The 20,975-nt window shown below is 71.0% G+C and carries 18 protein-coding genes; 8 read left to right on the forward strand and 10 right to left on the reverse strand.

Annotation, left to right across the window (positions count from 1 at the left end):
* Positions 1-110: 110 nt before the first annotated feature.
* Positions 111-998 carry an RNA polymerase sigma-70 factor gene (locus tag C4V41_RS38690; RefSeq protein ID WP_103960972.1) on the forward strand — a complete coding sequence of 296 codons (888 nt, stop codon included), beginning with the start codon at positions 111-113 and terminating at the stop codon, positions 996-998.
* A 9-nt stretch (positions 999-1,007) separates the two neighbouring features.
* On the opposite strand, the gene C4V41_RS38695 is transcribed toward C4V41_RS38690, so the two are convergent.
* A complete protein-coding gene (locus C4V41_RS38695; RefSeq protein ID WP_103960973.1) occupies positions 1,008-2,051 on the reverse strand; it encodes a helix-turn-helix domain-containing protein in 1,044 nt (347 codons plus the stop codon).
* Between the two features lie 109 nt (positions 2,052-2,160).
* On the opposite strand from C4V41_RS38695, the gene C4V41_RS38700 reads away from it, so the two are divergent.
* Positions 2,161-2,598 (forward strand): nuclear transport factor 2 family protein, encoded by a 438-nt coding sequence (locus tag C4V41_RS38700; RefSeq protein ID WP_103960974.1) that lies wholly within the window; start codon positions 2,161-2,163, stop codon positions 2,596-2,598.
* Between the two features lie 92 nt (positions 2,599-2,690).
* Here C4V41_RS38700 and C4V41_RS38705 read toward each other — a convergent pair whose 3' ends face one another.
* The gene (locus C4V41_RS38705; protein WP_103960975.1) at positions 2,691-3,794 is read right to left on the reverse strand and encodes an alcohol dehydrogenase catalytic domain-containing protein; all 1,104 of its coding nucleotides are present in this window, start codon (positions 3,792-3,794) and stop codon (positions 2,691-2,693) included.
* A gap of 39 nt (positions 3,795-3,833) precedes the next feature.
* Entirely contained in the window at positions 3,834-5,351 is a 1,518-nt protein-coding gene (locus C4V41_RS38710) for a glycoside hydrolase family 31 protein (protein WP_200824506.1), read from the reverse strand.
* A 130-nt stretch (positions 5,352-5,481) separates the two neighbouring features.
* Between C4V41_RS38710 and C4V41_RS38715 the strand changes: the two genes are divergently transcribed.
* Positions 5,482-6,312, forward strand: coding sequence for a DeoR/GlpR family DNA-binding transcription regulator (locus C4V41_RS38715; protein ID WP_103961179.1), 831 nt, complete (start codon positions 5,482-5,484; stop codon positions 6,310-6,312).
* 666 nt (positions 6,313-6,978) lie between these two features.
* On the opposite strand, the gene C4V41_RS38720 is transcribed toward C4V41_RS38715, so the two are convergent.
* A complete protein-coding gene (locus C4V41_RS38720; protein WP_103960977.1) occupies positions 6,979-8,277 on the reverse strand; it encodes an FAD-binding oxidoreductase in 1,299 nt (432 codons plus the stop codon).
* A gap of 291 nt (positions 8,278-8,568) precedes the next feature.
* Here C4V41_RS38720 and C4V41_RS38725 point away from each other — a divergent pair, with 291 nt between their 5' ends.
* The gene (locus tag C4V41_RS38725) at positions 8,569-9,633 is read left to right on the forward strand and encodes an ABC transporter substrate-binding protein (protein WP_103960978.1); all 1,065 of its coding nucleotides are present in this window, start codon (positions 8,569-8,571) and stop codon (positions 9,631-9,633) included.
* A gap of 281 nt (positions 9,634-9,914) precedes the next feature.
* Here the strand turns inward: C4V41_RS38725 and C4V41_RS38730 are convergent, their stop codons facing one another.
* From C4V41_RS38730 to C4V41_RS38750, 5 genes are all read right to left on the reverse strand, one after another.
* Entirely contained in the window at positions 9,915-10,397 is a 483-nt protein-coding gene (locus C4V41_RS38730; protein WP_103960979.1) for a metallophosphoesterase family protein, read from the reverse strand.
* A gap of 116 nt (positions 10,398-10,513) precedes the next feature.
* Positions 10,514-10,750, reverse strand: coding sequence for a hypothetical protein (locus tag C4V41_RS62245; protein WP_160150533.1), 237 nt, complete (start codon positions 10,748-10,750; stop codon positions 10,514-10,516).
* A gap of 208 nt (positions 10,751-10,958) precedes the next feature.
* Complete coding sequence (locus C4V41_RS38740; protein ID WP_103960980.1) at positions 10,959-11,297, reverse strand: hypothetical protein; 339 nt, start codon at positions 11,295-11,297, stop codon at positions 10,959-10,961.
* Positions 11,298-11,561: 264 nt separating this feature from the next.
* Positions 11,562-12,272 carry an SRPBCC family protein gene (locus C4V41_RS38745; RefSeq protein WP_103960981.1) on the reverse strand — a complete coding sequence of 237 codons (711 nt, stop codon included), beginning with the start codon at positions 12,270-12,272 and terminating at the stop codon, positions 11,562-11,564.
* Between the two features lies 1 nt (position 12,273).
* A complete protein-coding gene (locus tag C4V41_RS38750) occupies positions 12,274-12,861 on the reverse strand; it encodes an ArsR/SmtB family transcription factor (RefSeq protein ID WP_200824507.1) in 588 nt (195 codons plus the stop codon).
* A gap of 76 nt (positions 12,862-12,937) precedes the next feature.
* On the opposite strand from C4V41_RS38750, the gene C4V41_RS38755 reads away from it, so the two are divergent.
* From C4V41_RS38755 to C4V41_RS38770, 4 genes are all read left to right on the forward strand, one after another.
* Positions 12,938-13,774, forward strand: a complete 837-nt coding sequence (locus tag C4V41_RS38755; protein WP_235030652.1) for a nucleotidyltransferase domain-containing protein — start codon at positions 12,938-12,940, stop codon at positions 13,772-13,774.
* Between the two features lie 250 nt (positions 13,775-14,024).
* The gene (locus C4V41_RS38760; protein ID WP_103960983.1) at positions 14,025-14,528 is read left to right on the forward strand and encodes a hypothetical protein; all 504 of its coding nucleotides are present in this window, start codon (positions 14,025-14,027) and stop codon (positions 14,526-14,528) included.
* 21 nt (positions 14,529-14,549) lie between these two features.
* Positions 14,550-19,100, forward strand: a complete 4,551-nt coding sequence (locus C4V41_RS38765) for a WD40 repeat domain-containing protein (protein WP_103960984.1) — start codon at positions 14,550-14,552, stop codon at positions 19,098-19,100.
* Between the two features lie 42 nt (positions 19,101-19,142).
* Positions 19,143-19,973: an ABC transporter ATP-binding protein gene (locus C4V41_RS38770; protein WP_103960985.1), complete on the forward strand. Its 831-nt coding sequence runs from the start codon at positions 19,143-19,145 to the stop codon at positions 19,971-19,973.
* Here C4V41_RS38770 and C4V41_RS38775 read toward each other — a convergent pair.
* Positions 19,962-20,972 carry a LacI family DNA-binding transcriptional regulator gene (locus tag C4V41_RS38775; protein ID WP_103960986.1) on the reverse strand — a complete coding sequence of 337 codons (1,011 nt, stop codon included), beginning with the start codon at positions 20,970-20,972 and terminating at the stop codon, positions 19,962-19,964. The two genes, C4V41_RS38770 and C4V41_RS38775, sit on opposite strands and share 12 nt — an antisense overlap.
* Positions 20,973-20,975 lie beyond the last annotated feature (3 nt).

The following is a 20,975-nucleotide window of genomic DNA, read 5'->3' on the forward strand; positions in this document are numbered from 1 at the left end:
TGTGACAGCGTGGAAGTGTGACGTGCGTCACCGATTTCGGGTGTCACAAAGCGGTGGGGTCCGGGATCTTATGCGTGGCACAGTCGAGTACGAACAGGCAGGAATCCGTAATGAGTGAACCGACAGACGGTCATGACAACGCCACCAAGGCGTTCGTCGCCCACCGCAACCTGCTGTTCACCGTCGCGTACGAGATGCTCGGCTCGGCCGCCGACGCCGAGGACGTCCTGCAGGAGACCTGGCTGCTCTGGGCGGGCGTCGACCTGGACATGGTGCGCGAGCAGCGGGCGTACCTGGTCCGGATCACCACCCGCCAGGCGCTGAAACGACTGCGCACGCTCGGCCGGCGCAAGGAGTCCTACGTCGGCCCCTGGCTGCCCGAGCCGTTGCTGACCGCGCCCGACGTGGCCGAGGACGTCGAGCTGGCCGACAGTGTCTCGATGGCGATGCTGCTGGTGATGGAGACGCTCACGCCGACCGAGCGGGCGGTGTTCGTGCTGCGCGAGGTGTTCGACCTGGAGTACGGCGAGATCGCCGAGGCCGTCGGCAAGAGCCCGGTCGCGGTCCGCCAGATCGCACACCGGGCGCGGGCGCACGTCGCGGCCCGCCGGCCCCGCGGCGCCGTCTCCGCGGCCGAGACCCGCGGCGCGCTGGAGGCGTTCCAGCGGGCGGTCGAAACGGGTGATCTGCAACGTCTGCTCGACGTTCTCGCGCCGGACGTCGTCCTCCTCGCCGACGGCGGCGGCGTCAAGCTGGCCGCGTTGGAGCCCATCGTGGGAGCCGGGCAGGTGGCCGACCTGCTGAGCAAGATCGCCGACACGAGGACGCTGCGGCTGGCGCACGTCAACGGCCACCCGGCGATGATCGTCCGGCTCGACGGCGACATCGACACCGTCATGGCGGTGCGCGTCGACGACGGTCTCATCACCGGTCTGTACGCCGTGCGCAACCCCGAGAAGCTGTCGCACATGGAGCGGGAGACCATCCTGCACCGCTGAGCCCCGAGCTCAGCCCTCCCCGCCGGCGAACGCCCGCAGGACCTGGACGGTGGGGAGGGGCAGCCCGTCGAGATCGGCCCGGGCGAGGGCACCGGGTCGCGGGAACATCCTGGTCAGGCCGGTCGGGGCGAGGCCGGGCACGACCTCGCCGTACCGGTGGGCGAGGTCACCCAGGATGGCCCGCGCCCGCGCCGCGTCCGCCACCCCGGCACGCACGATGTCGTACACACCGGCCTCGAACGGATCCCAGGAACCCCACGTCGTCGCGGGGTCGTCGAGCGCGAAGATGCTCCGGGCCCGGCGTACGTGGTGGATGAGGCCGTGCAGCCGGGGGAGATGGGCGACGAGCAGCAGCTCGGACGGGGACCGCCGGGTGATCTCGATCAGGCCGGGGTCGCGATCGACCAGGATCGTACGCCGATAGGAGCTGCCGGAGACCGCCTCGACGGCCGGTGTCGCGCGTTCGGCCAGGTGACGCAGGGCGGCCGCGAAATCGAGTGACCCGTCGTGCGCGAGCCGGATGGCCAGCCCGCCGTCGGTCTGGAGCCGGTCGGTGACCCGCCGCCGGGCCCGCAGCTCACGCGGGGTGCCATGGAAAACGTCGGCGAGGACCCGGTTGAGCTGCCGGACACTGCCGAACCCAGCCGCGAACGCGATGTCGGCGACGCGCAGGTCGGTGTCGTCGAGCAGCCGGCGGGCGAAGTGCGCGCGCCGCGAGCGGGCGAGCTGGTCGGGCGTGACCCCGGCATGCTGGAGGAACACGCGCCGCAGGTGACGCGGCGACACGCCGAGCCGGTCGGCGAGGCCGCTCTCCGTCACGTCGTCCAGCGCCCCGTCGGCGATGAGCCGGACCCCGCGGCACACCAGCTCGGGCATGTCCGCGACGGCGGCGGGCTCCATCCGGTACGGGCGGCAGCGATGGCAGGCGCGATAACCGGCCGCTTCGGCGGCGGCCGCGGACGGGTAGCGGGTGATGTTCGACGGGAGGGGACGGCCCGGGCAGTCGTCCCGGCAGTAGATACCGGTGGTCACTACGGCGCCGACTGCGTTCACGTCTCCACCATGGCACCCACCGGCCGCCGACGCTGTCCGAATATGACCAGACCCGCTGATCGGGGACCCGCGAAAATGCGATGCAGCCCCTCTGACGGAAGGTCATCGTATGAGCTCGGCATCGAACAAGCAACGCGTCATCGACGCGTGGAAGGTCTTCGCCACCCGTGACGCGAAACTGGTACGCGACGTCTTCACCCCCGACGCGGAATGGCTCGCCCCGGCCGGCAACGCGACCGCTCTCGCTCTCGACGGAACGCACCATCTCATCGGCCGGGACCGCATCGCACGATTCCTGACCGAGGAGTTCCGGACGGTCTTCGTCGACCACGTGTCCATCGAATTCGGCGGCTTCTACGCCGACGGCGACACCGTGGTCGTCGAAATGCGGCTGCGGGCCACCCTCGCCCACGGCGGCCATTACGACAACGAGTACGTTTTCGTCTTCGAGCTGGAGTCCGGCCTGATCCATCGGGTTCGCGAATACATGGACACGCAACGCGGCGCGGCCTGGTTCCGCTCACCGGCGACGGAGCGGGCCTTGTGATCTTCTGCGCGCTGCGACGTACGATTCGGATATCCGGCCGTCCCGTGAGCGACCGGCCCACGGCGCTGGCCGCCGGCGTCTCCGACGCCGGCTCACCCGGACGGGTCCGTGAGCGGTTTCCGCTGGAGAACGACCTTCGTGGTCCTCGCGGCGTACGCGGTGGGTGCGTCGTCCCAGTCCGCGAGCAGGGTGGTGACCCGTTCGGCGGGGAATCCGGTGCGGTGCACGAAGCCGAGAAGATCGGGGAGGGTGGCGCGGGCGTGGGAGACGCCGAGCCGGAGGGTGATGTCGGTGGCGTACATGTGCATGAGGGGCACGCGGGTGCCGGTCGCGAGGTAGTAGCCGACCGCGGTGCACACGCCGCCGGGAGCCGTCGCGGTGAGAGCGCGGCGCAGGCCGGAGGGGCGCGAGGTGGCTTCGACGACGATGTCGTAGGTGCCGGTGACCGGCCGGATCTGAGCGCCGAGGGATTCGGCGAGCTCGCGCCGTCGCGGGTTGTCGTCGACGTAGTGGACGGTCGTGGCGCCGTGGGCGGCGGCCAGGCCGGCGGCGTACAGGCCGATGCTCTTGGCGCCGCCGCCGAGGACCAGCACGGACCCGCCAGGACGCTGAGCGAGGGGCGGGACGCCGGTGCGCCAGGCGTCGGCGAGGTTGTCACTGGCGGCGGCGACGCGCAGCGGCGGTACGCCGTCGGGGACGGGGACGAGCAGGTGATCGGCGTGCGGGACGCGGAGCCGGTCGGCGATCATGCCGCCCCATGGGCCGCTGGCGGGGCCGAAGCCGTAGGCCGCGAGGGTGCTCTGGGCGGTGGTGGCGCATTTGGAGGTGAGCCCGGCCTCACAGCGGGGGCAGGCGCCGCAGGAGACCGCCCAGGGGACGACGACCGTCTGGCCGGCCTTGATCCGTTGGACGCCGGAGCCGACGGCGATCACCTGGGCGACGCATTCGTGGCCGATCGCGAAGGGGCCTCGGAAGGGGGTCTTTCCGCAGATGGAGGCCACGATCGGGTCGACGAGGCCGAGCGCCATGCCGGCTTGGAGCGCCCGGGAGACCGGCCGGTGGATGGGGAGGGTGTCGCCGTCGCAGCGGGCGGCGAGGAAGGGGCGGACGATGGCGTCGCCCGGGTCGGTCAGGCGGGGTGCCTCACGTGCGCGCCAGGCGAGGGTGCCGCTGCGCAGGAAGACGAGCTCACGCATACCGCCACCTTCTACCACGGAATATAACGTACGTCATAATCAGCGGTCGAGGCGGAACCAGGGCAGCCGGGACAGGGGCGCGCCGACGGTGACGGTCGAGTCACCGTCGTGGACGGAGCCGTCGTCGGCCCGCCAGCGGCCCGGCGGCAGGACGACATCGCGTGAGGTCGCTCCCCGGGTGAGGACGGGCGCGACGAGCACGTCGGGGCCGAGCATGAACTGGTCGATGACCCCGGCGTAGCCCCGGCCCGGATGCTCGAACTCCAGAGGGCGAATGATCGGATCGCCGGTCTGGGCCGACTCCTTGGCCAGCGCGAGGATCTCCGTGCCGAAACGCGTGTGCAGCGCGGCGGCCTGCCGGCAGAGGTCGAGGTGGCCGGCCGGGAGCAGGCGCCACGGCGCCGCCGAGAACTGCATCATCGGGAAGAGCGCCGACGCCTGGGCGTAACGGACGAACAGCTCGGGGTCGAAGTCGGCGCTGGTGAACGACTGGTACTCGCCGCCGCCGATCATGTCGGGGCAGGTGTAGGCGTGCCCGGTCAGCGACTGCGCGAGTGCGTTCGGGACGAGGGCGGCCAGCCCGTCGCGCCCCTCCCAGGCGTGGTGCTTGTCGCGCTGCCGCTGCGCCAGCGGCAGGCCGGCGGCCAGCCACGCGTCGCGGAACTCGTTCAAGGGGTACGGGAGCCCGAAGCGGTTCCAGGCGATCGTGTAGGCCTGCGGATCCGGGCACCCAAGCGCCGCGTAGAAGGGCGCCTCGCCGCCGTCGAACTTGAACCCGTCGATCCCGATCTCCCGGCGCAGCCGGCCGAGCTCGTCCGACAACCATCGCAGTGCCGCCGGTTCGAGCAGGTCGAGGGCCGCGCCGTAGCCGTTCCACCATTCGCCGATCGCCGGTCGGCCGTGCCGGTCGCGGATCAGCAGGTTCGCGGCCTTCAGGGCGCGGAAGACCCTGGAGTCGGGGGTCACGTACGGCACGATCCAGAGCATCACCTTGAAGCCCAGCTCGTGCAGCCGGGCGACCATGCCGGCCGGGTCAGGGAAGCGCCCGGAGTGGAAGGTCCACTGGCCGTACTCCTCGTGCCAGCGGTCGTCGATCATCAGCACGCCGGGCGGGAAACCCTCCCTGAGCACCGCCTGGGCGTAGCCGAGTACGCCTTCCTGGGTCGGCTCGTAGAGGTTCTCGATCCACAGGTTGTACTGCGGGGACGTGAACAGCGCGGGATCCGGCAGCCGCCCGTCGGGACGGAAGCGGGTCGCGGCCAGGTGCCGGTAGACGCCAGGCAGGTCGCGGTGTCCATCCTCGATCACGACGCCCGCCGCGACGTCTGCGCTCAGGAGCAGCTCGCCGCCGGTCATTTCGATCGCGAATGGGCGGTCGGACCAGACGTAGCGGCCCTTGCTCGACAGCAGCATCGGCATGCCCTGGTTGCCGCCGAGGTCGCGCAGGTCCGTACGGAAGCCGTCGGCGAACGGCATGCTGAGCCCGTCCACCGTCGCCCCGCCCCACCAGTGCTCGCCGTCGTCGATCGGCAGCCGTACCGTCGCCTGGAGAGTCACATGCTTCCCTTTCCGTCGTTTTGGTGCGTGTTTATCGTGCGAAACCACCCATAAGTCTGTCAATGGCTTTCTGAAGGGAAAGTAGCTTGCCGTTTGACAAGGTTCGGAAAGGGCTGGCAGCATGGCCGGCATGACCGCCGAGCCCGAGGGCATGCCGACGCAAGGCCGCCGTGAGCAGATCGCCACCCTGGTGTCCGACCGGGGGTTCGTCCGGGTGGGCGATCTGGCGGAGACGTTCGGCATCTCACGGGTCACCGTGCGCAGCGACCTCGACGTGCTCGAAGGGCAGGGCCTGCTGAAACGGGTGCGAGGCGGCGCGCTGGCCTTCGAACGCGGCACGTCGCGGGCCAGCCGCGCCGGTGGGATCGTCGAGTCCTCCTTCGAGGATGCGATGGACGCCGCCGTCGGGGAGAAGACCCTCATCGGCCGGGCCGCCGCGCGGCTGATCACCTCCGGCGAGAGCGTGATCCTGGAGGCGGGCAGCACCACCATGGCCACGGCCAGGGCGCTCGTCGAGCGCGCCGATCTGCGTGATGTGGTGATCTTCACCAACGGGCTGGCGATCGCGCTGGAGCTCGAACGGGCCATCCCGCGCTTCACCGTCGTCGTCACCGGCGGCACGGTCCGCCCGCTCCAGCACTCGCTCGTCAACCCGCTCGGCGCCGGCATGCTGGCCCAGATCAACGCCGACACCGTCTTTCTCGGGTGCAACGGCGTCCACCCCAAGCGGGGTTTCACCAACCTCAACCTGCCGGAGGCGGAGCTCAAACAGGCCATGATCAGTTCGGCGGGGCGGCGGATCTTCGTGGCCGACGGCTCCAAGGTGGGGCGGATCGAGCTGGCCCCGATCTGTGCGCTCGACGAGGCCGATCTGCTGCTGACCGGAGCGGCGGCGGACGGCCAGGTCGTGGCCGAGTGCCGCGACGCGGGCCTCGATGTCGAGGTGTGCACGGAGACATGACGACCTCGTCTTGCGCGGCGTCGCCCTTTGACCGCCTGCTTGCCCCGTTCCGTGCGGCGGCATTCTTCGGCCACCTGCTCGTCTCGTTCCGTGCGGCGGCACCTTTCGGCCGCCTGCTCTCCCTGTTCCGTGCGGCGGCGTCCTTCGGCCGCCCGCTCGCCGTGTCCCACGGGGGGTCGCCCGCGGGCCGCCGGTGGAGCACACGATCAGGTCACGAAGCGCGGCCGCCCTGGGGGTCGCGGGGTTGCGGTCGGTCGGCCGGCCGCCGCCGGGGTCTGTTCCTCGGTGCCTTGAAGATCGTGATGCGGGCTCGGCCGCTGCCGACGCGACCCAACGGATCCGGCTGCTGCAGGCGACCGCAGGGCGCAGGGCCTGTCCCGAAGGCGCGGACGACTCAGGCGGTGGGGGGCGGTCAGGGGCGTCTCGGAGGTGCGGGCGCTTGAGGCGGCGACGGGGCGGAGGGGCGTCTCGGAGGTGCGGGTGGTTCAGACGGCCGTAAGACGCACAGGGACGTTCCGGAGCCGTGGGCGGTTCAGGTGGCGACGGGGCGGAGGGATGTTCCGGAGGCGGGGCTGGCTTGAAGGGTGTCAAGCCGGTCACCTGTTCCTGTCCCTGCTCCTGGCCCGGCCCGGCCCGGCCATGCCCCGGACCCGGACCCTGGCCCGCTCACGTGGTGACGACGTGGCCGACGCGGAAGAAGTGGTCCGGGTCGTAGGCGCGCTTGACCTCCCGCAGTCGCGCGTAATCCCCGCTCGCATAGGCCGCCGCGGTCCGTGCGGGGTCGGCCAGGAAGTTCAGGAAGGTGCCGCCGTTGGCGTACGGCCGCAGTTCGTCCGCCAGGCCGGGCACCACGGTGTCCACGATCACCGACAGCCTGGTCGACCGGTGCGTGACAGGCCCGGCGTCCGGCCCCGGCCGGCCCATCGCCCCGCCCCAGTGCCGGATCTCGACGGTCTGCGCGTGCTCCGCCGTCCTCACCAGCGTGTCGATGACCTCGTCGGGCACGGCGTCGAACATGTCCATGTGCCGGTTCGGCGTGCCGCCCATGGCGGTGGCCGCGTACGAGCTCTCCCGCGTCTCGTCCAGCAGCGCCGGCCCCGCCGCCCGGAACAGCGGCGCCAGCAGCCGCCTGGCCTCCTCGGCCGCGCCCGTGTGCACGACCTTCAGCATCACCACGTGCCGCCCGCGCACCGCCGCCGGGACCTGCTCGTCGCCGGGCATCCGCTTGAACACCACGGCCGTGCTGATCTCGTCGGGAGCGTCCTCGATCCAGTTCCGGTACGCGCTCAGCGTCTCCGCCGCCGCCTCGATCGGGAAGTACGCGAACCCGGAGTACACCCGCGAAACCGGGTACAGCCGGAACTCCAGCGAGGTCACCACGCCGAACCCGCCACCGCCGCCGCGCAGCGCCCAGAACAGCTCGGGGTGGCTGTCGGCACTGGCGGTGACGTGCCGGCCGTCTGCCAGCAGCACCTCGGCCCGCACCACGCTGTCGGCGGCGAACCCGTGCTTGCGCGCCAGCCAGCCGAGCCCGCCGCCCAGCGTGTAGCCGGTGACGCCGACGGACGGCGACGACCCCGACAGCGGCGCCAGGCCGAACGGAGCGGCGGCGGCGATGACCTCGCCCCAGCGCGCGCCGGGCCCGACGCGGGCGATCCGGCGGGCCGGGTCCACCAGCACCGACGCCATCGGGGACGTCCTGACCAGCACACCGCCGTCGCAGGCGGTGTGCGTGCCGTGCCCGGTCGCCTGCACCGCGAACGGCACCCCATGCCCGCGCGCCGCCAGCAGCGCAGCCCGCACGTCCGCGGCCCCGTACGCCTCGGCCACCAGCGCCGGGCGGGAGTCCACCGACGGATTGAGCGAACGGCGCAGCTCGTCGTAACCGGCCTCGCCCGGCAGGTGCACGGTCCCGGTGAAGCCGGGAAGGCGGATCTCATCCTGGATGATGTACGGCTGGCTCATGGTTCCGGCCCTTCACGTCAGCGGCTCTCTTCGACTGAGATCAGAGTGCTCGAGGGCGCTTACGACGCCGTTCTGGTCGCCTTACCGCCGCGCCTTAAGCCTCTTACGGCCTCCAGAATCGGCGGTCGCGCCCGGTCACGAATCGGTCGCCCGTCGCCGGATCCCGTACACCGCCGGTCGTACGGATGGCCGACCGGTCTTCCTCGCTGGACGTAGGGGGACTTTCGAAGTTAGGTAAGGCTAATCTAATATTCCGTCGGAAGGGCAAAGCCTGCGCAAAGAGGAGATTCCATGGCCACTGTCCCGCGACGCACCCTCGTCGCCATCGGCGCCGCCGCGCTGCTCGGCGTCAGCGCCTGCGGCGGGACGGCCGCACCCCCAGCCGCCGCGCCCGCTGCCCCCGGGTCCTCCGCCTCCGGGTCCGCCGCCGCGCCCTCCGCCTCGGGCGCGCAGGGCGCCTGGACCTGGACCGACGACCGCGGCAAGAACATCTCGGTGCCGCGACGACCGCAGCGCGTCGTCGCCCAGTCGGCGGCCGCGGCCGCGCTGTGGGACTTCGGGGTGCGCCCCATCGGTGTGTTCGGCCCGCACCGGCTCAAGGACGGCGGCCGCGACCCGGAGGTGGGCGAGGTCGACATCGCCAAGGTCGAGTCGATTGGGAACGTGTGGGGGGAGTTCAACGTCGAGAAGTACGCCTCGCTGCAGCCTGACCTGCTGGTGGCGGGGATGTACCAGAAGGACACGCTCTGGTACATCCCCGAGCAGTCGGTCGCGGCGGTCGACCAGGTCGCGCCGTCGGTCGGCGTACAGCTCAGCGGCAAACCGCTGGTGGACATCATCGACAAATACGGCCAGCTCGCCACCGCTCTCGGCGCCGACCCCAAGGCGGCGCCTGTGGTCGAGGCCAAGAACCGCTTCGACGCGGCCGGCGCCGCACTCAAGACCCTCGCCGCCGCCAAGCCCGACCTCAAGGTCATGATCGTCACCGGTACGCCCGAGTCCCTGTACGTCGCGTACCTGCCGGACCACCCCGACATCAAATACTGGGGCGAACTCGGCCTGAACATCGTCTACCCGTCGAAGCCCACGGAGAGCGAAGGTGGCTTCTGGGAGGTGCTGAGCTGGGAGAACGCCGACAAGTACCAGGCCGACGTGATCCTCGTTGACGCCCGGTCGCAGTCCATGAAGATCGACGAAATGGCCAAGAAGCCCACCTGGGCCAAGCTTCCCGCCGTCAAGGCCGGCCAGCTCTACCCGTGGCACGCCGCCGAACGCTACAGCTACCTCGGCTACGCCCAGGTCATGGAGGAACTGAAGACCAACCTGGAGAAGTCCAGAGACGACGTGGTCAAATAGCGTCCCCAGGCGGAGAAGTCCCGAGATGACGTGGTCAGGTGACGTCCACGGTCGGGGAAGGCCGAGGCGGCGTGGTCAGGTGATGTCCGCGGTCGGGAAAGTCCCGGGATGGCGTGGTCAGGTGACGTCCACGGTCGGAGAAGGCCGAGGCGGCGTGGTCAGGTACGTCCCCGGTCGGAGAAGCCCGGGGATGGCGTGGTCAGGTGACGTCCACGGTCGGGGAAGGCCGAGGCGGCGTGGTCAGGTACGTCCCCGGTCGGGAAAGTCGCGAGATGGCGTGGTCAGGTGACGTTCACGATTTCGGCCCGGGCCAGCGCGCCTCGTTCGATGGTGAGCACCCCCAGCGTGCCGTGCGGCTGCCGGCGCCGATCGGTGGGCGACCCCGGATTGAAGATCCTCAGCCCGCCCTCCGTCTCGTCCAGCGGAATGTGCGAGTGCCCGAAGACGACCAGATCCGCATGCGGAAACCGCCGCCGCATGCGGCTCGCCCGCCCCTTGGCCGGGCCGCTGTCATGAATCATCCCGATCCGCACCTCGTCCACCGTCAACTCCAGCGTCTCAGGCGCCACCAGATCGGGCCCGTCGTTGTTGCCCTTGACGACGTGCACGGGCGCGTACACGGCCAGCTCGTCGATGACGGAGGGCACGCAGACGTCCCCGGCATGCAGAATGAGGTCCGCGCCCCGCAGCAGCTCGGCCACCCGGGGCGGACATGTACGCCACCGCCTGGGTGCGTGCGTATCGGACAGAGCGACGACTCTCACGCCGTCACCATGCCCACTCCCGAGCGTATGGTCACACCCGGCTCTTGAGTAGGGGATTGCGGGTTGTCGATGCCATCGACCGCCTGGCCAAGGCCGGTCCCACCCTGGGAGGCGGTCTATGGAGCTTTCTCAAGTGGCGTGATGTTCGTGCTGGCCTCGTGGCCACTTCCGGCGGAGAGGAGGCGGTGGCTGAGGCGCGGCGGCGCAATCAGGCCTGCATCGATGGCCATCGCCTGGCCGAACGGCGCAAGACCTTGGGCCTGTCGCAGCTTGAGGTGGCCGATCGGATGGGGGGTGACGAAGAGCCGGGTCGCGCAGATCGAACGTGGCGAAGTGTCCAGCGTCGAGGCCATCGCTGGCTACGTTCAGGCTCTGGGCGGTCGACTGCAGATCTCGGCGGTGTTCGGAGATGACCCGTATATTCTGCGCGGTGCTGACACGCACGCGGCGTACCTCGCGTTTCGTGCACTCTTAATGCCCGCTCTCGGAGCCGTTCACCGGCCTGCCCCCTCGGACGGCACCGGAGTTTCATCCTCCGTGGCGAAGGCTTCCTGGTAGCCGCTAAGGCTCCACCTCGCCCGGAGCCGACGAGCGTCCGGGCATGGCGAAATATCCGGGTGGGCCGATGAATATGTAGCGGAAATAAGGGCTGAGGCCCTCGTCATCGCATTCGTCACCGCCCTCTCGGCCCAGCGCTATCGACGCTTCGGGCAGATGCGGGTAGAACCTCTCCGAAAGGTCGAGCCGGTGTCTCATCCGTGTCAGCTGCGCCAGGACGTCGTCGGCAGGAGTGGCGAAGAGGGGGATGCCATAGAGGGTCACTTCGACCAGGGAAATGTCATCCGGTCGCCAGGCCTCAAGAGTGAACAGAGATCCGTCGGCCTTGAAAGCGGCGTACACGAAAATGAGTCGTCGGAGCCTTTCGTGTGAAGAGTGAGCGCACCTCCGGGAGCCGTGGCGTCCAGGAGGTTGCCGAATGCGGATAACGCGGCCCTCGCCTGGGGCTCGTTCATGCCGAAGCGCAGCTCGTCCAGCCCGGATCCGACATGGACCTCGAGAATTCGTTCAGCCATCCAGAGGCCTCGTTCTTGAGCGGGGACCCGGCCCGGGCGGCGCGGTATTCGGGCCGCCGTTCCCCGCCCCGTGCCGGGTCCTCGATGAAGATCACGCGTACAGGTCCGTCAGCCACGTCAGCCATCGCGGGCCCTGGTCGTCGCCGTCCTTGAACAGGAGGTGTGCGGCGATCATGGAGCCGCCGAAGCCCTGGATGAAGCGGTAGATCGCGTCGTCGGCGCGGATGCCGATCACCTGGGAGTTGACGAAGAAGACGATTCCCTCGACGCCCCCGAAGCGGACGTGGTCGCCGGGGGAGGGGTGGCCGCCGAGGGCGGTGTACAGGGTCTCCCAGGCGTGTGGCCAGTCGGTGATCGGGGGGCCGAACTCCGTGATCGGTGTGGCGATCCGGCCCGCGAAGTGACCGAGGTACTCGATCAGCGTCGCGAAGTAGCCCTCCAGGCCCCTGGACATGGCCTCGAACTCGTCGTGCCAGTCGTCGCCCGGCAGGAAACCGCTGGTCACCATGCGTACGACGGTGCTGCTGCGGTCGCGGCCCTCGATCATGAACTCGTAGGCCACGAAACGCCCGTCGTCGCCCGTGTCGCTGGTGTGCGCGAAGCGTTCGAGGGGTTCGGCGGAGGTCACGGTGGACGGGGGCAGGTCGTAGGCCCCGAACGCGGTGCGTACGACACCGCCGGCCACCTCGCTGCGCCCCATGAACCACGAGTCGATGCCGGGCCCCGTCGAGATGGCCGCCCACACCTCCTCCGGCGTGGCGTTGACCTGGGCCTCCTGGGGGAGCTCGAACTCGTGCCCCACGTCAGCGCTCCTTGTTCACGGCGGGATGGACGGCCACGATGAGCCGGTGGTCGCGCCCGCCCTCGGCGGATTCGTCGTGGTATTTGCTGACCAGTGAGGTCACGCACTCCGCCAGCTCCTCCGCGAACGCGGCCCGGTCGGCGGCGGACGCGAAGCGTACCTCGCCGTCGATGGCGAACGTCGCCACCCGCTTCTGCGCCTTCGCGGCGCCGGTGAGGAGCGTGCCGACGTCGCGTACGAGCTGCGCGGCGAGCGCCAGCAGCCAGCGCGCCGACAGCCGGTCGGGTGAGCGGGCGGGGTCGGGTTGTACGGAGGCCAGCGCGGTCGGGGAGATGACGAAGGAGGCCGCGGTGGCCTGCATCACGCGTTCGGTGACGTTGCCTTTCCTGCGTTCCTCGATCAGCTCCACCAGGCCGTGTTTCTCCAGCGTGCGCAGGTGGTAGTTGACCTTCTGCCTGGCCAGGCCCACCTTGGCGGCCAGCGAGGTGGCGGAGCCCGGCTCCACCAGCTCGGCCAGCAGCTTCGAGCGCATGGGGTCGAGCGACGCCTCGGCTGCCGCGGGGTCTTCGATCACCGCCACTTCGTACATGGATGAAACGATGGCACCGAAAAAAATCATTGTCAAGACAGCTCTGGTGCTCGGACTGCCCCCTAAGCTCGATCTCGTGAGCAATCCTGATCTTCACGGCATCGCCGCCCGGCTGGCCGAGGTGCCCGGGGTGGTGGCGGTCGTCCTGGGCGGTAGCCGGGCCCGGGGCACCCATCGCCCGGACTCCGATATCGACCTCGGTCTCTACTACCGGGGTGGGCTCGACGTCGACCGGCTGCGCGCGCTCGCCCGGGAGGTGACGGGCCAGGACACCGACGTGACGGAGCCCGGCGGCTGGGGGCCGTGGGTGGATGGGGGTGGCTGGCTCACGGTGGACGGGTGGCGGGTGGACTGGATCTACCGCGACCTCGATCGTGTACGGGACGTCTGGCGCGACTGTCAGGAGGGCCGCTACGAGATCGGTTTCCAGGTGGGGCACCCTCTCGGGTTCTACTCGTGCGCCTATGCCGGTGAGGTCGCCCTGTGCCAGGTGCTCGCCGATCCCACGGGGGAGGTGGGCGCATTGCGCGAGGAGGCCGCGCACTACCCGCCGGCGCTGCGCGAGGCGATGATCGGTCGTCTCTGGGAGTGTGACTTCGCCCTGTCCACGGCTCGGTACGGTGCCGCCGGCGGCGATCCGGCGTATGCGGCGGGGGCGCTGTTCCGCGCGGTCGGTGTGGCCTGTCACGCGCTGCACGCGGCCGATGGGGCCTGGTTGATCAACGAGAAGGGCATGGTCGCCTCGGCGGCGCGGCTGCCGTCGGCGCCTGAGGGGTTCGGTGAGCGGGCGGGAGAGGTGCTGGCGGCGGTCGGGCGCACACCGGAGGAGATCGGCGCCACCATCGACGCGGCGGCCCGTCTCGTGGCGGAGGTCCGTACGGCCTGCGGCGGGCAAGGCGGGCAAGGCGGGTAAAGCGGGTTGGGCGGGTTGCACGGCAGGCCGGGCACAGCCGGTAGGGGCGGGCAGGGCAGGTAGGGGTGGGCAGGGCAGGCCAGGCTGGTGGGGCAGGTTGAGCGAGGGCAGGCCAGGCTGGTGGGGCGGGTTGGGCGGGGCAGGGGCGGGCTGAGGCAGGGCGGGCAGGGTTCGTCGGGAAGGGGTGAGGTGGGCGGAGGCAGGTGAAGTTTCGTAGAGCGGCTGATGTCCGTTGGGCGCGTTGAGGTGGGTGGCCCGGCTGCAGGAGCAGGCGGGCGAATGGGAGGAGCGGGTGCGCGAGGACACCAAGGAGCTGACGCACAGCCTGCCGCCGTACGTGGTGGACGCCGCCGTGTCGACCGCCGGCGAGCTGGGACGCGTACAGCCGGACGTCATCCTCCACGGCGGCCCGCACCCGGGAACATTCTGCGCGCCGACCGTGAGCCGTGGCCGGCCGTCGCCCTCAAGGGATACGCGGGCCTGCGACGCCGGCGCCCTGCTCAAGTCGCCCGTCCTGACCCTCCTCGAAGCGGACGATCTGGGCAAGGCCCTGCACCGTACGCTGGACGTTTTCGCCGAATTCGGTTCAGCGCTGGGCCCGGTTCCATGCCGTCCAGGCCGCGTTCTGGGGACGCCGCCGCGGTTTCCGCGTCGCGCGTGGCGGAGCGCGGTTCGACCGGGCTCCGCCGCAATCGCCGACCGGCTGGTGAAACATCCCGTTCTGGCGCGGCCGGGGGAAGGTGCGGCAGAGTGATCCAAGGGAGGGGGAAGGGACATGGCGCACCTGATGCTCGGGTCTCCGGGCGTCCGGGTGGTGGTGGCCGGCTCCGGCACCTTCGCCGCCGGCTCCAGCCTGCCGGACGTCGGGTCGGTGGCGGCGTCGGTACGCGACCTGGGCCGCTGCCTGGTCGAACGCGCGGGGCTCGATCCGGACGGCCTGACCACGCTGATCGACCCGGCGGACCCGGTGGAGCTGGGCAAGGCCCTGGTGGAGGCGGCCAAGGAGGCCACCGACGCGCTGGTGTTCTGTTTCGTCGGCCATGGGCTGGTGGGGTCCGACAACGAGCTCTACCTGGCCACGTACGCGACCGTCGATCCCCACGAGGGGATCACGCAGCACCAGGCGCTGCCGTACCCGGCGGTCCGGCAGGCGCTCGCGCGCTGCGCGGCGCCGCACGTGCTGGTGATCCTGGACTGCTGCTTCTCCGGCCGGGCCACGCCGGACGCGCGGGACGCCGGGCAGCGGGTGCTGGACGCCACGCCGCGCGGTACGTACCTGCTGGCCGCCGCGGGCGACCAGGCCGCGTGGGCGCCGGAGGGGGAGCGGCACACCGCGTTCACCGGCGCGCTCGTGGAACTGCTGACCGGCGGCGACCCCACCGCGCCCGGCCTGCTCACCCTCGACGACGTCTACCGCTGCCTGGCGCGCACGCTGCCCGAACGCGGGTTCCCCGCGCCGCGCCGCCAGGCCACCGACCAGGGCGATCGGCAGATCCTCGCACCCAACCCCGCCGCCCAGGCCACGGAGGAGCGGGCGGAGTTCAGCCCGTACCGGGGGCTGGCCGCCTTCGGGCCGGAGGACGCCGACTACTTCTTCGGCCGTACGGAGCTGACCCGGGTGCTCGTCGACCGGGTGGCGCGGCAGGTCGGCGCGGGTGACCTGCTGGTGGTGACCGGGCCTTCGGGCTCGGGCAAGTCCTCGCTGCTGCGGGCCGGGCTGATCCCGTCGCTGCGCCGCGCGCCCGGCACCGAGATCGCCGTCATGACGCCCGGCTCCGATCCGGTGGGAGCCTTGGCCGAACGGTTCGCCGACCTCGACGGCTCACACCCGGCCGACCTGCGCCGGCGTCTGGAGAGCGAGCCGGGCTCCCTCGTCGGGCTGTTCAGGAAGGCGATGGGGACGCGGCAGGCGGTCGTCATCGTGGACCAGTTCGAGGAGGTGTTCACCGCCTGCGCGGACGAGGAGCGGCGCCGGGTCTTCATCCAGGCCCTGCACGCCCTGTCCGGGACGGCCGCGGTCGTCGCCGGCGTACGCGCCGACTTCTTCGGCCACTGCGCCGCGCACGCCGAACTCGTACCCGCCCTGGAACACGCCATGGTCGTCGGCCCGATGACCTCCGCCCAACTGCGCCAGGCCATCGAGGGGCCCGCGCGGCGTGCCGGGCTCACCCTGCAGCCGGGGTTGATCGAGCTGATCCTGGAGGATCTCGGCCCGGGCACCACCGAGCCCGCGCCGAGCACCGGGGCGGCCGTGCTGCCGCTGCTGTCGCACGCGCTCCTGGTCACCTGGCAGCACCGGGAGGACGGCGAGCTGACCATGGGCGGCTACCGCGCCACCGGCGGCATCCGCGAGGCGCTCGCCCGTACCGCCGACGCCACCCTCGACCACCTCGACCTGCCGGGCCGCCAGAGCGCGCGATTATTGCTCACCCGCCTCATCGGGCTCGGCGAGGGCCAGGACGACACCCGCCGGAGCATGCCGCTGGCCGAACTGCTGTCCGGTACGCCCGAGGACGACTCCCTCCGCCAGGTCCTCGACCGCTTCGTCCGCGCCCGCCTCCTCACCGTCCACGCCGACACCGCGCAGATCGCCCACGAAGCCCTCATCCGGGCCTGGCCCCAGCTCCGCCTCTGGATCGAGAGCGACAGGGCGGCCCTGCTGATCCACCAGGAGCTCGGCGAGGACGCCGCCGAATGGCTCCGCCACGACCGCGACCCGGCCTTCCTCTACCGCGGCACCCGCCTGTCGGCCGCCCAGAACGCCGAAGCACTGTGGCGCACCGACCCGGGCCGCTACCCGGCGCTCACCGACCTCAGGAGCGACTTCCTGCGGGCCTGCCAGGCCGCCGCCGCCCGCCGGTTCCGCAGACGGCGGCTGAGCGTGCTGGCGCTGGTGCTGCTGCTGATCACGGCCGTCACCGGCTTCGCGACCACCGCCGTCATGGCCGCCCGCGCCGAGGACGAGCGCGCCCGGTCGTTGTCGCGGCAACTGGCGGCGCAGAGCGAGAACATCGGCGACACCGACATCGACCTGGCGCGCCGGTTGAGCACCGCGGCCTGGCACATGGCGCCGACCGGCGAGGCGCGGCTGAGCCTGCTCAAGACGCTGCAAAGCCCGGAACGCGCCATCCTCCGAGGTCACACGGGCCCTGTCGAGCGGGCCGAATTCAACCGGGACGGCTCGCGCCTGATCACCTATGGCGAGAACGCCACCGCCCGGCTATGGGACGGGAACACGGGCAGGATCATCGCCGTTCCGCGGAGTCGTTCCGGACGGACAACGCTGGCCGAGTTCAGCAGCGATGGATCCCGGTTGTTCACCGTGGACGAGGATGGCGTCATAGGGCTCTGGAGCGCGGAGACCGGTGAAGCGATGGGATCTTCCGTCCGGGGCAGGGCCGACTGGCCCGTGGCCGCCTTCAGCCCGGACGGTTCTCTGCTGGCCACCGGCGATGAAGAGGGTGTGGTGCGGATCGTGGACTCGGCCACCGGTGATGTGGTCCGCAGCTTCGCCGATCACGAAGGCGGGGTATTGATGGTCGCCTTCGCCGCCGGCGGTTCGCGCCTGATCACGAGCGGCGAGGACACGACCGTGCGAGTGCGGAAGGTGGTCACGGGCAAGGTGATCACCACGATCGAGGGCACGATCTCCGCGCGTCCTTCCTTGAACCGGAGTGGATCCCGGCTCATCGTCAACGAGGGCGGCAAGACGATGTTGCGGGACGGGTCCACCGGCAAGGTCATCATGAAGCCTTCCAAGGCGGCTGACCTCGTATTCACCCCCGATGGCTCGCGTATGGTGGCGTCTTTCCCCAAAGGCAGCGAGCTGAGGAGTGCGGCCACCGGCGAACTGGTCGCCCGGCTGGGTGAGATCGGAGCTCCGGACTTCAGCCCGGACGGCTCCCGCATGGCGACCACCGGCTACGAGGACACTGCGGTCCGGATCTGGAGCGTGTCCTCCGGAAAGGTGCTCGCCGACCTCGAAGGGCACGCCGGTTGGGTCACCGGCGTCCAGTTCAGCCCGGACGGCTCGCTCCTGGCGACGGCGAGCAGCGATGGATCCGCGCAGTTGTGGGACGCGCGGACCGGCAAGGAGATCGCCGTCTTGAAAGGTCATACCGACAGCGTGGAGAGCGTCGTCTTCAGTCCCGACGGCTCCCGTCTGGCGACCAGCGGCGAGGACCGTACCGTGCGGTTGTGGGATGGCTCGTCCGGGGAGAAGATCGCCACGCTGACCGGCCATACCGGGAATGTCGGGCGGATGACTTTCAGTCCGGACGGGTCGCGCCTGGTCACGGCCTCCGAAGACCTGACGGCGCGCATCTGGGACACGTTCACCGGAAGAGCCGCTGTATTCAAGGGCCATACGGAATTCGTGTTCGGTGTCGCCATCAACCCTGACGGCTCGCGCCTGGCCACCGTCGACCACGCCGGCATCGTCAACCTGTGGGACACGGCCACCCGGAGGCCGATGATCACGCGCAAGTACCCCAAAGTCCCGCTGAACAGCGTGGCCTTCAACCGCGACGGCTCCCGCGTGGCCGTCACCCGCGAGGATGGGGCGGTCGAGGTCCTGGACGGCCGCACCGGTCAGGCGGACATGACGCTCAAGGGTCACACCGGCGCCGTCCGGGTGGTGGCCTTCCAGCCGGCCGGCTCGCGGGTGATCACCGCAGGGGAGGACGGCACCGCCAGGCTCTGGGAAAGCGCCACCGGCAAGCCACTCGCCATCGTCCGGGCTCACAGCGGGACGGTGTTCGCCGTCGCGTACAGGCCCGACGGGGCCCGGTTCGCCACCGTCGGCTCCGACGGCGCCGCCAGACTCTGGGACGGCTCTTCGGGCAAGGAGATCCTTTCGATACGAGGCCATGCCGACGCGGTGTACGCCGTCGCCTTCAGCCCCGACGGCTCTCTTTTGGCCACCGGCGGGAACGACGGCATCATCCGGCTGTGGGACGCCGCCACCGGCAAAGCGACCGCCGCGCTCAAAGGCCACAGCGGCCCCGTTCGTGCCATCGCCTTCAGCCCGGATGGCACCCGTATGGCCAGCGCCGGCGAGGATGCCACGATCCATCTCTGGGACCGGGCGACCGGCAGGACGATCACCACCCTGGCCGGCCACACCGCCGCCGTGAACGCGGTCGCCTTCGGCTCCGACGGCCGTCGCCTGGTGTCCGCCGGTGAGGACATGACGGTGAGGATGTGGGAGGTCCCCATCCCCGCCGGCCCCTTCACCGCCGCCTGCGAACTGCTGGCCGCCCCCATGACCAAGGAGGAATGGTCCCAGTATCTCCCCGACGACCCCTACGAGCGCGTCTGTCCCTGACCCGCCAAAGGTCGGACATCTGATGACTGGTACGTTGTCCCGATGACGATCGTCTCCAGCCCCGCCGACACCGGTCCCGTTCTGCGGGCCGAGGCCGTGGAGATCGTCCGCGACGGCCGTCACCTGCTGCGGGACATCTCCCTGACCGTCCGCCCCGGCGAGCACTGGGCCCTGCTCGGTGCCAACGGCGCCGGCAAGAGCACCCTGCTCGGACTGCTGGGCGCCGTCACCCACCCCAGCCGGGGCGTCGTCGAGGTGCTCGGCCGCACGCTGGGCCGCGTCGACGTCCGCGAGCTGCGCTCCTACCTGGGCCACGTCAACCCCCGCCACACCCCCGACGGCCCGCTGCGGGTCCGGGACGTCGTGCTGACCGGCCTGACCAACACCGCCGCCCTCGTGCCCCGCTGGACGCCCACCGAGCAGGAGGAGGAGCAGGCCGACCGGCTGATCGCCATGCTCGGCATGAGCGCCAGGGCGGAGGCCGGGTGGCCCACCCTGTCTCAGGGCGAACGCGGCCGCGCGCTGATCGCCCGCGCCCTCATGCCGAGCCCCCGGCTGCTGCTGCTCGACGAACCGGCCACCGGGCTCGACCTGGCCGCCCGCGAGCAACTGCTGGCCGGCATCGACGGGCTGCGCGCCCGGCACACCTCGCTGGCGACCGTCCTGGTCACCCACCATCTGGAAGAGCTCCCGGCCACCACCACGCACGCCATGCTCCTGCGCGAGGGCCGGTGCCTGGCGCTCGGCCCGGTCGCGGACGTGCTGACCAGCGACCTGGTCAGCACGTGCTTCGACCACCCGGTACGCCTGATCCGCAGCGACGACGGCCGCTGGGCCGCCCGCGCGGAAAGGGCCGTGTTCTCAGCGGTCTGACCGCCGGGCCGTCGTCTCCCTGGGGATCAGGCGGTGGCTCAGGATGGTCGTCGTGGCCTCGTCGGGACCGCCGTCGATGATGTGACGGGCGGCCATGGCGCCCATCTCGTAAAGAGGCAGGCTGACCGTGGTCAGTCCGACGAACCGCGCCACCCGGAGGTCGTCGATGCCGGCCACCGAGATCTCGCCGGGCACGTCGATGCGCGCCTGCCGCAGCGCGTTGAGCGCGCCCACGGCGGCCTCGTCGTTGGCGGCCAGGATGGCGTCGGGCAGCGGCGGGCGGGCGATGAGCCGCAGCGCGGCGGCGTGGCCCGACTCGTAGTCGAAGCCCCCGGGCAGGCACTGCGCACTCTCGGCCAGGTCGGCGTCGCTCATACAGGCCAGGAAGCCCTCGCGGCGCTGCCGGGTGGCGATCATGCCGGGCGGCCCCTCGATGAAGGCGATCCGGCGGTGGCCGAGTGAGACGAGATGGTCGGTGATGTCGTACGCGGCGGTCCGGCTGTCGGCGGTGACGGTCGGGCAGCCGAGGCCGCGCATGGTGAGCGACACCGTGCGAATGCCCTGCTCCCTGGCCTGCCGCACGGCCTTGGCCAGCTCGGGCTCGTGCGGGTCGTCCACGTGCCCGCTGCCCGCGAAGATCACCCCGGCGGCGCGGTAGTCGCGCATGGTCTGCAGCCGGTTGATCTCCGTCGTGGTCCGCCGGTCAACGTTGGACAGCATGGTGGCGTAGCCGGCCCGGCTGGCCACGTCGTCGACGCCCCGGGCGATGACCGAGAAGTACGGGTTCATGATGTCACTGACCAGCACCCCCAGCAGCCGGCTGCTGCGCGAGACCAGCGCCCGCGCCAGGGCGCTGGGGGAGTAGCCGAGCCGCTCGGCGGTGGCGATGACCCTGGCCTTGGTCGCGGCCGAGATCGGGTGGTCGGAGCCGTTGAGCACCCGCGACGCGGTGGACACCGACACACCGGCCGCCTTGGCGACCTCCACCAGTGAACTCACGTG

The sequence above is a fragment of the Nonomuraea solani genome (assembly GCF_900108335.1).
Lineage (GTDB): Bacteria > Actinomycetota > Actinomycetes > Streptosporangiales > Streptosporangiaceae > Nonomuraea > Nonomuraea solani.